Raw genomic sequence first — 13624 nt, forward strand, 5'->3', positions numbered from 1 at the left:
CCGGCGCTTCAGCTGTTTTTTCGTTCTTTCCGATATACGCTCGGCGTCTTCCCGATCAGCTCTTGGAACTGCTTTGTAAAATAGCTGGGGCTGGAAAAACCGCAGGAGAGAGCGATATCCGTTACGGGAAGATCAGTGGAAATAAGCTTTTCGGCTGCCAGGAGCAGCCGTTTCTCCTGAAGATATTCCATGGGCGTACAATGAAAATACTGACGGAAAAGCCGCTGGCAGACACGGGGACAGACGTTGATGACAGCAGCGATTTCTTTGATGGAAAGGTTACGCTCGAGATTGGCGTCGATCCAGGGCAGCAGCTGTTTGACCCGGGTGTCCTGAAGGGAGGAAGGTCGGCTGTGGGGAAGCATTTCCGACTGCTGGCCGATGAGGAGCAGCATCCGGGAAACAGCGGCGCGGACCTCAAACTCATAGCCTGTCTCTTCATTTTCACAGGCAGAAAAGGCCGCGTCAAAATCCCGGAAAAATGCCGGATGTTCAAATTTTAAATAAGCGGGGCCATTTTCCAGAAGGGGACGGATGTAGCGGGTGTCAAAAATGCTTCCCGGCGTGCCGGAGACGATCCCCGCGTCGAAGACGAAGGAACGGTAACGGCAGGGGGAGGGCACGAGGCAGGCGAAGGAATGGAGAATTTCCGTGTTGATAAAGCAGCCTTCTCCGGGAACCACCTCGAAGGTTTCACTGCCGGCACCGATCCGGACCCGGCCTTCCAGAAGGATAAAAATTTCCAGCTCCCGGTGCCAGTGGGAGGGAATCAGGCTGGCGGCATAGCTGTGGATATTTCCCTCATTGGCGATGAAATCAAAGGGAGAATGTTCCAGTTCGTTGATCTCCTTTTTATCCGGATTCATGGGAACGAAAGAACGGTTATGGATCATAGGTATCTCCTTTCTGAAAAGTCGTTTTTCTTATAGTATAGGACGCTTTTGTAAAAGCGGCAAGGCATACTTTTCGCTATACTCATAGCAAAATAATCGAAAAGAGGAGATCACTATGAAAAACACAAAACCGACGGGAAGGACGCTGGACATGACAAAGGGAAGCCCCATGAAGCTGCTTTTCACCTTTGCCCTGCCACTGTTTCTGGGAAACCTCCTGCAGCAGTTTTACAATCTGGCGGACACTTCCATCGCAGGCCATCTGCTGGGCGATGCGGCCCTGGCCCAGATCGGAGCCACCTCGGCGCTTTACAGCCTCATCACAAACTTTGCCTTCGGACTTAACAACGGCCTGGCTCTCAACGTGAGCCGAAGCTTCGGAGCCGGTGACAAGAAAGAGATGAAACGTTCCGTCTGCTGGATGGTGACGCTGGCTTTCATCTCAGCTCTGGTGATGACTGTCAGTTTTCTGATGTTTCGAAAGCCTCTTCTCACGGTCATGCAGACGCCGGAGGATGTGCTGGACGGCGCTTTGAGCTATTTTACCGTCATTCTGGCAGGCATTCCCCTGACTATGGCCTACAACCTGGAGTCGGCCCTTCTCCAGTCCATGGGAAACAGCGTGACACCTTTGGGCTTTCTTTTATTCAGCAGTATTCTCAACGTGATTCTGGATTTCTTTTTCATCGGAAATCCTCTGAATTTGGGCGTGCAGGGAGCCGCAGCGGCGACGGTGCTCTCCCAGGGACTCAGCGCGGCACTTGGCTTTTTATACATTCTGAAAAATTACCCGGAAATCCGTTTTGGCAGGAAAGACTGGAAGGTTCCGGGAAAATTTGTCACAGAAATGTTCTGGACGGGACTCAGCATGGCCCTTATGAGCGCGATCTATAACCTGGGAAGCGTGATTCTCCAGAGCAGCATCAATGCCCTCGGAAGCGTTTATATCGCAGCTCAGGTGGGCGGTAGAAAGCTGGCGGAATTTTTCTACATCCCGGGCATTGCCCTTGGAACCAGCGCAGCTACCTTTTCCAGTCAGAACTTTGGAGCCGGAGAGCGCGCCCGGATCGCAAAAGGCGCCAGGAGCGGCATTTTCATGTATTTCTGCTGGTGGCTGGTGGCCCTGGTTTTTGTGATTTTCCTGGCCCCCGCAGCGGTAAAATTCATCACCGGCAGCAGCAATCCGGAGGTAATCAAAAACGGAGTCCTCTATTTAAGAATCAGTATTCCAATGATTCCCCCCATGGCAATCCTGGTGATCTTAAGAAATATTCTCCAGGGCATGCGCCGGCCGGGAATGCCCCTTTTCTGCAGCTGTCTGGAGCTGATCGGAAAGGTGATTTTCGCCCTCTGGCTCGTTCCGGCCTTCGGCTACCTCGCCGTCTGCATCTGCGAGCCAGTCACCTGGGTGATCTGCTGCGTGGTCATTGCGGTGGCTGTCTTTGCCATCCGCGGTGAATTTACGAACCGCCATATATAAAAGCCAGCTGTTCCGCGCCTGTGGCGCTCCCACAGCTGCCGACCGCATTCGTAATCCAGGCTATCGCCCTACTTACTCATACGGTCTAGCCTGCACAATAACCATGAATTTGCTCATGCAAGTATGACTCATTCATGGCTGCCGTCCGGGACTTTTACAGTAAATTTGTATAGGTTTTTTGACAGGTTTGTTGTATAATGGCAATAAGGAAAAGAAAGGGGGACCTAACTATTATGAAAAAGAAATTAGTCCTTGCATTTTTACTCGCAGGAACACTGTCCATGAGTTCCGTTGCTTACGCTTCCGAGGGAGGCCAGACCCTGGGAGAGGTCACAAAAGAAACCGTTGAAGCTCCGGAGGCAGTTGCCGCAGAGACAGAAAGCTCCGGGCCGGTGACGATGGAGAGCGTGGAGGAGACGACGGAAGAAGCGGCTGTGGAAACTACTGAGGAGACGCCGGAGGATGCCACCGAGGAGACTGTTGAGGTTGCCTCAGCAAGAGCTTATACCGACGGAGATGCCGTTGATCTTACGAAGGATGAGCTTATTACAAAGCTGAAAGACGCAGCTGCTGAGATCACAAGCGTGAAGTCAGAACTCATTATGGATATGGTCATCAACATCAATATAGCCGGAGATGATTCCTCCACCGGCATGCAGATGGATATGACCATGAGCGCCAATATGAGCAACGAGGAAATTTTTGAGCCTTACGCTTCTCATCAGAGCGAGACCATGGCCATGAGTATTATGGGCCAGACCGGAAAACAGGTCAGCGAAACCTATATCCGGGAGGAAAACGGAGAGCAGGTAAAATACGAAGGAAGTTCCGATGATGGCAGCCCCATCACCGATTGGGACCGCACCGTCACCTCCGGAGAAAAGTCCGAATTTCTATTCAGCAGTGAAAACCTAAGTGATATGGAAAGTAAGATGGAGCTGAATCTGAAGGATCAGAAGGCAGTGGACAGCGAAGGAACCGAATACTATGTTCTGGAGAGTGCTATAGACCTGTCAAGCGTGGCTGAGGATGCCGAAATGGAGGAAGAGTTTCTGGATCTGGTGAAAAGTCTCCAGGATTCCCTGGGCACCGATATGGAACTGCCGGGTGAACTTACTGTAGATTTTTACATCAATGCCAGCGATTTCCTTCCGTCAGAGATGACCATCGATATGTCCGGAATGAAGGGTGATATGGGAGAGACCGCAGGCGAGGGCACCAACGCGGAGATGGAATTTACAACCATGGTGGTAAGCTATCGCTGCAGCCAGTACAACGCAATTTCCGAGATTGCTTATCCGGAGGATCTTCCGACGGAGGAGACTTCCGGGGAAGAGCCGGAGGCCATCCAGGATGAAGAGGTTGACACGGAGGAAGTTTCCGAAGCAGGTGAAGATGAGCTTGTCTCTGAGGCCGGCCAGATGGTGGAGAGTGCAGCAGGTTCTCTTGCAGAGGAGCTGGGCGTGAAAGGCATTCAGGAGACCACCGATACCAGCGTGACTTTTACCGACAAAGGTTCCAGGGAAAATCCCGCAGCCATGAACGAGATGGGAAAGGTTTACCTCTACAATGCGATCTCTGATCAGTATGAGCAGGTCGGCCTTACCGTTACCGGTATCACCGATGGCGACGAAGCCACAGAATATGTGGATCAGCTTCTGAATGCGGAGAACAGCTACTACAGCTTCCCGGCCCTGAAAAATTATGAGGAGTACCGGATCGTGAACTACGATCTCTACCTGCCTTCTGATTTTTCCGACGAAGAGTACGGCGTTTATGCTCCCAGCGCTATGATGAGCGTGGTAAGCAAGGATGACGACTGGCTCACCTACAACGACCAGAGCTATTATGCAGCTACCTACGGTCTCTACGAGGATTCAAACAGCTATCATCCCGGCGACACCGTTCACTGCCAGTGCGTGATCGTTATGCCGAAGGATCTCACCGAATATGAGCTGGAATTTGGCCCCTACGGCCTGGATTACTTCTATGTAGCTATCCAGTAAAAACGAAACTAAAGCCCCATGTCTGCCCGGCATGGGGCTTTTTTCAACTTGTTATTTCCTCACCATAATGCTAAAATATCCCTATAATCGGGGCAAAAGACCCAAAATTGCTACGGAAAATTTTTGGAAGAAGGAGAAAACGCATGCTGACAGAAGCAAAACTTCGGAAGAGGGTTTATGAAGCGACATTCAAGAGAGGTTCCAGCCTTTTCAATGCGGGAGGCGTGTTGGAAATGGAGGAGGAAGATCAGGGAGACCGGATGCTGATCCGCGCAAAAGTACAGGGAAGCGGAAGCAGAGCCTATGATGTGAAGTTGCTGATGGATGAATCGGAGGACAAGATTCTGGACTACGACTGCGAATGCCCGGCCTACGCTTCTTTTTCCGGCATGTGCAAGCACTGCGTAGCGACTCTTCTGGAGCTGATCCACCGGAACGAGCCAGAATACAGCCCAAAACGGCTGTCTGACTTTCTTCCTTTTTCAGATGGAAAGACTTCCGCGCCTAAAAGCCAGAATCCGGATCTCGACGCTCTTTTAAGGGCGCTGGGAGTGACCAGAGCCTCCGAGCTTCCAAACGCTCCTTCGCGGACCAGCCCGGAACCGCCCGTAAGGACTCCCGCCCGTAAAAAACTGGAGAGCACCCCTGGCCTTCAGGAGCTGATCCGTCCCTATCTTCTCAGTGACAGCGAAAATCCCATGCAGCGGATCGAAAGCGAGGTTGAGCTGGAGCCGCGCCTTTCCTTCATCGGCGATCAGCTGAAGGTTTCCTTTAAGATCGGTATCACCCAGAAATATGTACTCAAAGATCTGCGGGAATTTCTGAACCATGTCACGACGGAGAGTAATTACCGCTACGGGAAAAAGCTGGAGTTTCTCCACCGGGAGGAGGCCTTTACGGAGAAGGCCAGAGCGTGGCTTGCCTTTATCCGAAAGCTTCTGCCTAACGAAAACACCTATACCGGTCGGTATGCTTCCTACTATGGCTTGCGGGCGAGAGAGGACGAATATCTGGAGATCGACAAGAGCCATATGGACGAGCTGATGGCTCTTCTTGAAGGGGAGGTTTTCAATGGCGTTTTCTTAGGGTGCCAGGCTGAGAGCTGGATCATCCGGGATGAAATGCCGGATTTCGGGGCGACGCTGAAGCAGAAAGCGGACGGAGCCGTCTTTAACCTGCGCCGTTTCATCCATATGGAGGGCGAGCATTATCTGTATTTTCCGAAGGAAGGCATCATTCGCCGGGTGGACAAGGGCGTTTTCGGAAAAGCGCTGGGCTTTTTCCTTCTCGTGGAGGACAGTGAGCAGAACGGCTGCAACATTTCCCGAAATGATCTTCCCATCGTTCTTGAGGAGCTTCTTCCGGAGCTTGAAAAGGCCATCCCTGTGAAAATGCAGACGGCGCTGGAGGTTTTCATTCCGGATACCCCGGAGTTTCAGTTTTATCTGGATATGCCTCAGCGGGATCTCATCGTCTGCAAGGGCTACGCGGTCTACGGGGAGGAGCGCTATTCCATTTTTTCCGGCTCGAATCCGTACGCCGGAGGGACGGTGAAGCGGAGCTGGAAAGAAGAGCGAAAGGCCAGAGAACAGGCGGCTGCCTTTTTCAGTGCCTACGACCGGGCGACGGGCGAGATGGCTCTGGACGGGGAAAAGGCCTGCTATGAGTTTCTGGCGGAGAAGCTTCCTCACTTAAAAGAACTCGGCGAGGTTTTTATCACGGACAAGATGAAGGCAGTGAAGATCCGCTCCCTGCCTCAGATCAACGTGGGTCTTTCAATTTCCGGCAACCTCTTAAGCCTGACTCTTGATACGGAGCTTCCGATGGAGGAACTGGCGGAGCTTCTCTCCAAATATGACCGGAAGAAAAAGTATTACCGCCTGAAAAACGGCGAGTTCATTGAGTATGACCAGGACAGCTTAAATTCGGTCAGTGATATGCTCCACGCCCTGCAGGTATCGGAAAAAACGCTGAAAAAAGGCGAGATCGAGGCGCCGCGCTACCGGGCCCTCTACCTGGATGAGCAGCTCAAAGAAAAACAGGGCATTTCCGTGGAACGGGAGCGCTCCTATAAGAGCCTGATCCGAAACATGAAAAGCGTGGAGGACAGCGATTTCGAGCTCCCCGAGTCCCTGAAAAAAGTCCTGCGCCCTTACCAGCAGAAAGGCTTTTTCTGGCTGAAAACCCTCTGTCAGAACGGCTTCGGCGGAATCCTAGCAGACGATATGGGCCTTGGAAAAACTCTGCAGGTCATCGCTTTTCTCCTTTCTTCCTTTGAGGAGGGGGAAGAGAAACGAAGTCTCATCATCTCCCCGGCCTCCCTGGTTTACAACTGGGAAAATGAGATCCACAGGTTTGCCCCGGCCCTTCCGGTGCGTGTCCTGGCGGGAACGGCGGAGGAGCGGACAGAGATTCTGAAAAACGGCGTGCCCGGGGAGATTCTTGTGACCTCCTATGAGACGATGCGCCGGGATCAGGAGCTCTATAAAGGCGAGGACTTTTTCTGCGAGGTCATCGACGAGGCCCAGTACATAAAGAACGCCGGAACCAAAGGCGCCCGGGCGGTGAAATCCGTCTCCGCCCAGATGAAGCTGGCCCTCACGGGAACGCCGGTGGAGAACCGTTTAAGCGAGCTCTGGAGCATTTTCGACTATCTGATGCCCGGTTTTCTCTATTCCTACGAGCATTTCAAGAAGAACTTTGAGACGCCGATCATGAAAAAAGAAAACGAGGATGCCATGGCGGATCTCCTGAAAATGATCCGTCCCTTTATCCTGCGCCGCCTGAAAAAAGAAGTTCTTTCCGACCTGCCGGATAAGATCGAGAAATGCGTCACGATCCCCCTTGAGGGCGAGCAGAAGAAGCTCTATGACGCCCACGTCCAGCGCCTGAAATTCATGCTGGAAAACGATGAGTTTGCCAATATCCGAATGCAGGTGCTGGCCGAGCTCACCCGTCTTCGCCAGCTTTGCTGCGATCCGGCTCTCATTTATCAGGATTACCAGGAGGGCGCGGCCAAAATGGAGCTCTGCATGGAGCTTTTGAACAACGCGGTGAACGGTGGCCACAAGGTTCTTCTCTTTTCCCAGTTCACCTCGATGCTTGGGATTCTTGAGAAACGCATGGAGGAGGCGGGAATCGGTTACTACAGCCTCACGGGTTCCACCCCGAAAAAAGAGCGGATGGAGCTCATGGAGAAATTCAACCGGGACGCTACGCCGGTGTTCTGCATTTCCCTGAAAGCGGGTGGTACGGGCCTCAACCTCACCGGGGCGGACGTGGTGATTCATTACGATCCCTGGTGGAATGTGGCAGCAGAAAATCAGGCCACGGACCGGGCCCACCGCATCGGCCAGAAACGGGTCGTGACGGTCTATAAGCTCGTGGCGGAGCACACGATCGAGGAAAAAGTCGTGGAGCTGCAGCAGAAGAAAAAAGAGCTGGCAGACCAGGTGCTGTCCGGGGAAGAGATGGGAAGTATCCTTTTCGACCGGGAAGAGCTCCTCAAGCTGTTCCAGAATTAGGAGGAAAAAATGGCAGCAGAAGAAAATACCAACTGGTCCCAGTCTGTGACCGGGATCGTGATCAGAGATAACAAGGTACTTCTGGCCCGTCACACCTACGGGCCGGGCAAAGGAAAGCTCATCGTGCCGGGCGGTTATGTGAAATGGCAGGAATCTCCCCAGGAGGCCCTGAAAAGAGAGTACATGGAGGAGACCGGCGTGGCGGTGGAGCCCCTGGACGTCATCGGCATCCGCTTCAATCAGAAGGACTGGTATGTGGCCTTCCGGGCGGAGTACAAAGGCGGCCGGGCCGTTTCCGACGGGGACGAGAACAGCGAAGTCCTCTGGCTGGATGTGGAGGAAGCGCTGAGCCGTGAGGACGTTCCGGATCTCACGAAAAAACTGATCCAAAGCGCGCTCTCCGGAAAAAGCATGAAGCACATCGATTACAAAGGCACGACGAGATACGGAGAATACAGCTTTTATAGCTTTGAATAAGAAAAAGAAACCCCACACTTCACAGCGAAATGTGGGGTTTTTAATCGTAAAATTTTAGATGGCTGCGAGGGCCTGCCCGAGATCCTGAATCAGGACATCGGCTCCTTCGAGACCGCAGTGGATGCGGATGAGGCATTTGCCATCTGGTACGCCCCGAAGATCAAGTTCTTCCTGGGAAGAACGATAGAGCGGAGCCATCACAAGGCTTTCAAAGCCGCCCCAGGAGCAGCCGATTTTGAAGATCTTCAGCTGGTCGATGAAGAAGGGCACTTTTTCCACGGGAGCGTCGATGATGAAACTCAGAAGTCCCGTGTGGCCGATCTGCTGTTTCTCGATGAGTTCCCGCTGGGGATTGGATTTGAGACCTGTGTAGAAGACCTGCTTCACCTTCGGATGCTGCTCCAGATAGGAAGCGACCTTCATGGCATTTTCCTGGTGCATGGCGAGACGGGCCGGCAGAGTCCGGATGCCGCGGATTACGAGCCAGGCCTCCATGGGTCCGATGATGCCGCCGTAGAGTGCGCGCTCCTGCTCACGAATCCGTTTCATGAGGGTTTCATCCTTGGAAACTAGGACGCCGCCGATGATATCGCTGTGGCCGCCGAGATATTTGGACATCGTGTGCATGACGATATCGATGCCGAAATCCAGGGGCTTCTGGTAGTAGGGAGAGCAGCAGCTGTTGTCGATGTAGGTCGTCACATGATGTTTTTTGGCGATTTTCGCGATGGCTTCGAGATCAACGACGGTGAAAACGAAGGTGGCGGGGCTTTCGAGGATAATCAGGGAAGTTTCCGGCCGGATTGCTGCCTCCAGCTCCTCAAGGTCCGTTCCATGAAGAAAGGTCACGGTCATATGGAATTTCTCGACACAGTATCTGGAGATGAAATCCTTCAAAGGCCCGTAAGTGTTGTGCAGGCAGATGATATGGCTGCCTGTGCTGCAGGTGGCCATGACGGCAGCTGTGCCGGCGGCCATGCCGGAAGCGAAGGCGAGGGCCATGGTTCCGTGCTCCAGCTCCGCGATTTTCCGCTCCATGATATGGGCTGTCGGGTTGGATTCCCGCCCGTAAATGAAGCTGTCCTCCTTGTAATCGTCAAAGTTGAGATAAGACTCAAAATCCGGGAACACATGAAGAGAGTTCATGAAAATCGGCGGAACCACAGCTCCGAGATATTTCTCGTACTCGTCGCCGGTGTGGGTGATAGTGAGAAGATCGTTCATGTTCATTTGTGCCTCCTGTAAATTTATTTGGTGAAAAGCAGATACATGGCCTCCAGGCAGATCTGAGCATGGGTAAAGAAGTTTTCCAGACTGATCTGCTCGTTACAGTTATGGGCATGATTGTCGATGGTGCCCGGAAATTCCGGTCCGAAGCCGACCGCCCGGTTGTTGGTGTGGCGGGCATAGGTGCCGCCGCCAGTGGAATAAAGGACGCAGGGTTCGCCGGTGGCGGACTCGTAGGCTTCCTTCAGGCGCTGGATCAAAGGCTGATCCTCAGGGATATAAAGAGGATCTACACGGTTCGGAATCGTGGTTTCAAGCCCAAAGGCTGCCGCTGCTTTGGCTGCGGTCTCAAAAATCCACTGATAATCTTTCGTGACAGGATAACGGATATCCACAGAAGCATGGGCTGCCGTTTCACTGATTTCCAGAATCCCAAGGTTCAGGGAGAGCTTTCCGGAAGGTTCATCGGAAAGCGCAATGCCGAGGCTCGTTCCTTCGGTCTCTATGCCAATGTGCCGGTGAAGGAAGGCAAGAAGCGGGCCCGTTTCCTCTGCTGAAAAGACTTCAAAGAGAAGACAGATCAGGTTGGAAGCCGCATTGAAGCCAAGTTCCGGCTGGGCGCCGTGGGAGGCGGTGCCGAGGGAAAGAATCGTGGTAATTTCGCCCTCTCTGCTGAGCTTAAAATGCTCCTGGTCAGCCAGGCTTGCCAGCTTTTGATGCTGTTCTTCCGTGCAGCAGATCTTTGCCGTAGCTTTTGCCGGAACCGCGTTTACAGCCAGTCCGGCCTGAAATTCGCGGACGCAGGAGCCCTGGCCTTTTTCTGTGTGGAAATCCAGGCGGAGGATTCCTTTTTCACACTGGCAGATTCCGTAGCCGCAGTCCGGCGTAAAGCCCATGACCGGGTAGGGATGCTTCGTATAGAAACGGTCCAGATCGTCGCTGGCGATCTCCTCGCCGGAACCGAAGACCGTACGGAGTACATATTTTCCCTGGATGCCGGCATCCTTCAGGGCTTTCAGGCAGTAGAGAGCGACGATGGCAGCGCCCTTATCGTCAGAGACGCCGCGGCCGTAGGCCATGCCGTCCTTAATCACCATCTGAAACGGGTCCGTATCCCAGCCATCTCCGGCGGGAACGACATCCACATGGGTGAGTACGTCCACATACTCGGTTCCTGTTCCGTAATAGACGGCACCGGCATAATTGTCCGTGTTCTCCGTCTCAAATCCCATGTTCTTTGCCATGGAAAGAATGCATTCCAGCGCCTGGGCCGGGGCTTCACCGAAGGGTTTACCGGGAAGAGGGTGTGTGCAGACGGAAGGAACCGCGATCAGCTTTGCCAGATCGCGTAAAATATCGTCCCGGTATTTTAAAATTTCATGTCCGAATTTCATAAAAATGACCTCACTTTCTATTTGCATTTTACCTTAATATGAGATAACATGGAAGGCTATTAGGAAAAATAGAGATAAATTTGTTCAAAATTACTTTAAGGGAGGTTGAGATAATCAGTATGGAGAATGATATTGCACTAATTACTCTAATATCAAAAGATTTACTCTATGTGAAGTTCGCATGGGCAGCGGTACCTTTGGGGCCGAGACACGGCAGAATCCTATGAATATAATGAAGAGACTAAGAGTGATCTTCAGAATCTCCTGTACTATCCGATCAACAACAGAACCTTCTTTGGCTATGTGACAAGAGGCTGACTTTTTCATAGAAAGAGGAGCTGTAAATACAGATGTTTGCAGCTCCTCGTTGTCCTGTTTAAAAAAAAATTAAAAAAAGATTTGACAATCCTGCCGACCTGTGTTAGAATAATCAACGTTCCAAACAGAATATGTTTTATGCGGGTGTAGTTCAATGGTAGAACACCAGCCTTCCAAGCTGGATACGTGGGTTCGATTCCCATCACCCGCTTTTTTCTGTGTAGTCCGGAAAATCTAAACTTCCGGGCTTTTTTCTTTTATTCTTTTTTAAGTTTTGCGGTTTCTGAATTTAAATTCCGTTTAAGGAAAAAGGATATGATACGAACCATGGAAAAATGGATAGTGAAGGAGAAGTAAGATGGCAGAAGAAAAGAATAAGCGGAAAAAATGGCCTGTGGCCGTCGGCATTGCGGGCGTCGTTGTCGTTGCGGCGGCAGTCACCGATACCTGGGGCGGCGTGGCAGGTATGGCCTTAAGCCAGCTGGTTCTCACGATCCTGAATGCAGTATTCACGGATTATCATTTTGCCATTTCCTTAAGTGTGGGAGGCCTGGCCTTAGGCTTTTCCGTGGGAGTGGGCCTGATCTTTGGTATCTATCCGGCTAACAAGGCGGCCAAGTTAAAACCGATCAATGCATTGAGATACGAGTAAAAAAATACAGGACTCTGAGTGGAAAAAATCCATTTCAGGGTCCTGTTCGTTGTATACAAGAAGTTTTAGTCCCAGATGGGCAGTGTCAGGAGCTCTTTGGGCTCGGCGATCCGATAAGCCGGGGCGGGTGTGTTTCCGAAACCATAATCGGCCAGGATAAAAGGCACGTCCGCTTTCTGGCAGGCGTCGGCATCTCCCTGGGTGTCGCCCACATAGAAGACCTTTTTCAGATTATACTGTTTCATGAGGCGGCGGATCGTCACATCCTTCTGGCAGTTGGTATCTCCGTAGCAGAGATGGCCGGTGATGTAGGGCTTCAGCGGTGTGGTATCAAGAAGGGCTTCAATATAGCCTTTCTGGCAGTTACTCACAATGAAAAGGGGGCAGCGTGTGGATAATTCCTGAAAAGTCTCGAGGATCTGTGGATAAAGCGGCACCGGCTCCTGGTAGAGAAGCTGGTTCTCTTTCTGAAAGCAGATATCGCCAAGGCGCGGATGCTCGCTCATCGGGATTCCCTTGAAGATCTTAAGACAGATCTCATCCATGGGTTTTCCGAAAAGGGTTTTTAAGAGGTCGCCGGTGACATCGGCGGGCAGGTTTGTTTCTGTCTCCAGCACATAATTCCAGGCTTTGGCCACGAGGTCTGTGGAATCCCAGAGGGTTCCGTCTACGTCAAAAATCAGTCCGTCTAGCATGTGTGATTTCCTTTCTTTTTTATAGTAATTCCCGAAAAGGATTCCCGGGAAAATTTGTTCATAATCCTGTCCAGTGTATCATGGTTCCGGTACGCAGGCAAGCCCCGCTTTTTGTGTGCGGAGAAAACGGTTGTGATTGTGGTATTTGCAGGAGAATGGTATAATGGAGAGCAGAGACCAGAAGAACAGGAGAGCGGAACTATATGAGAAAAAGTACACAACCGGCCCGCCATAGAAACGGGGCCTGGCAGAGCAGTAATGAGATGGGAAGCATTCGGGATTACGGCACCCTTCCCACGGAGCATATCAGTCTGAAGGAGAGCACCTTCGGCCAGGCCGCGGAGCTGAAAATTCAGCTGGATCTGAACCCGGAGGAGATAACCAGTTATCGCCGTTTCATGAATGAAACGAAAAAAATCCTGTATACAGAGTTTGTATACAAAGAGACGCCGGTAAAAATCCTTGCGTTTGCTTCAAAAAAAGAGGATCTTCTTTATTATGAGATTACGGCGGAGAACACCTGCCTGAATCTGACGGCAAAGGTAAAACCGGCGGAGGAGAAGGCTTACCGGAATTATAATCTGGGCGGATTTTATTTTGAGGAGGAGCGAAAAGGAACCTTCCTGATCGGAAAGGGAGAGCTGAAAGCGGACGGTTTTCCGAAGGCGGACGAAAAAGGCCTTCATATTAAAAACGCGTCGAGAGTGGCCTTTCGCATCCATCTGGCTTCCAGCCGGAGAAAGGCTTCTGTCACTCCCCTTTGTCAGGCCATGGACATGCAGATGAGTATGAACCGGTATCTCGCAAAGACTGACGATATTTCCAGGGAAAAGCTGATCGAAATGCAGAAATAATTCTGTTTTCCGGGAAAAAGGAGACTGGTACAGTGAATATTAAGTAACCGCCATATTGACTTGTCTGATTTTTCATCTGCTGCGTTGTCGTCAATCGACGTAGC

Annotated in this window: 10 protein-coding genes and 1 tRNA gene; 7 read left to right on the top strand and 4 right to left on the bottom strand. The window is 51.7% G+C overall.

Annotation, left to right across the window (positions count from 1 at the left end; genetic code table 11):
- Window positions 1-8 precede the first annotated feature (8 nt).
- Complete coding sequence (locus LKD71_RS15145; protein WP_227616082.1) at window positions 9-893, bottom strand: helix-turn-helix domain-containing protein; 885 nt, start codon at window positions 891-893, stop codon at window positions 9-11.
- Between the two features lie 115 nt (window positions 894-1008).
- Between LKD71_RS15145 and LKD71_RS15150 the strand changes: the two genes are divergently transcribed.
- The 4 genes from LKD71_RS15150 (at window position 1009) to LKD71_RS15165 (ending at window position 8380) form a co-directional block, all read left to right on the top strand.
- Entirely contained in the window at window positions 1009-2373 is a 1365-nt protein-coding gene (locus LKD71_RS15150) for an MATE family efflux transporter (RefSeq protein ID WP_227616083.1), read from the top strand.
- A gap of 233 nt (window positions 2374-2606) precedes the next feature.
- On the top strand, window positions 2607-4379 hold the full coding sequence (locus LKD71_RS15155; RefSeq protein WP_227616084.1) for a DUF6612 family protein: 1773 nt from the start codon (window positions 2607-2609) through the stop codon (window positions 4377-4379).
- A gap of 143 nt (window positions 4380-4522) precedes the next feature.
- Window positions 4523-7903, top strand: coding sequence for a DEAD/DEAH box helicase (locus LKD71_RS15160; RefSeq protein ID WP_227616085.1), 3381 nt, complete (start codon window positions 4523-4525; stop codon window positions 7901-7903).
- A gap of 9 nt (window positions 7904-7912) precedes the next feature.
- Window positions 7913-8380, top strand: a complete 468-nt coding sequence (locus LKD71_RS15165) for an NUDIX domain-containing protein (RefSeq protein WP_227616086.1) — start codon at window positions 7913-7915, stop codon at window positions 8378-8380.
- Window positions 8381-8434: 54 nt separating this feature from the next.
- On the opposite strand, the gene LKD71_RS15170 is transcribed toward LKD71_RS15165, so the two are convergent.
- Window positions 8435-9610 (bottom strand): trans-sulfuration enzyme family protein, encoded by a 1176-nt coding sequence (locus LKD71_RS15170; protein ID WP_227616087.1) that lies wholly within the window; start codon window positions 9608-9610, stop codon window positions 8435-8437.
- 17 nt (window positions 9611-9627) lie between these two features.
- Entirely contained in the window at window positions 9628-11001 is a 1374-nt protein-coding gene (locus LKD71_RS15175; RefSeq protein ID WP_227616088.1) for a Sapep family Mn(2+)-dependent dipeptidase, read from the bottom strand.
- Window positions 11002-11459: 458 nt separating this feature from the next.
- Between LKD71_RS15175 and LKD71_RS15180 the strand changes: the two genes are divergently transcribed.
- Window positions 11460-11530 (top strand) — tRNA-Gly (locus LKD71_RS15180).
- Window positions 11531-11677: 147 nt separating this feature from the next.
- On the top strand, window positions 11678-11971 hold the full coding sequence (locus LKD71_RS15185) for an ABC transporter permease (RefSeq protein ID WP_227616091.1): 294 nt from the start codon (window positions 11678-11680) through the stop codon (window positions 11969-11971).
- Window positions 11972-12036: 65 nt separating this feature from the next.
- Here LKD71_RS15185 and LKD71_RS15190 read toward each other — a convergent pair whose 3' ends face one another.
- Window positions 12037-12666, bottom strand: coding sequence for an HAD family hydrolase (locus LKD71_RS15190; protein WP_227616089.1), 630 nt, complete (start codon window positions 12664-12666; stop codon window positions 12037-12039).
- 203 nt (window positions 12667-12869) lie between these two features.
- Here LKD71_RS15190 and LKD71_RS15195 point away from each other — a divergent pair, with 203 nt between their 5' ends.
- Window positions 12870-13520, top strand: coding sequence for a hypothetical protein (locus LKD71_RS15195; RefSeq protein WP_227616090.1), 651 nt, complete (start codon window positions 12870-12872; stop codon window positions 13518-13520).
- The last annotated feature ends 104 nt before the right edge of the window (window positions 13521-13624 follow it).

The sequence above is a fragment of the Fusicatenibacter faecihominis genome (assembly GCF_020686945.1).
Taxonomy (GTDB): domain Bacteria; phylum Bacillota; class Clostridia; order Lachnospirales; family Lachnospiraceae; genus Limivivens; species Limivivens faecihominis.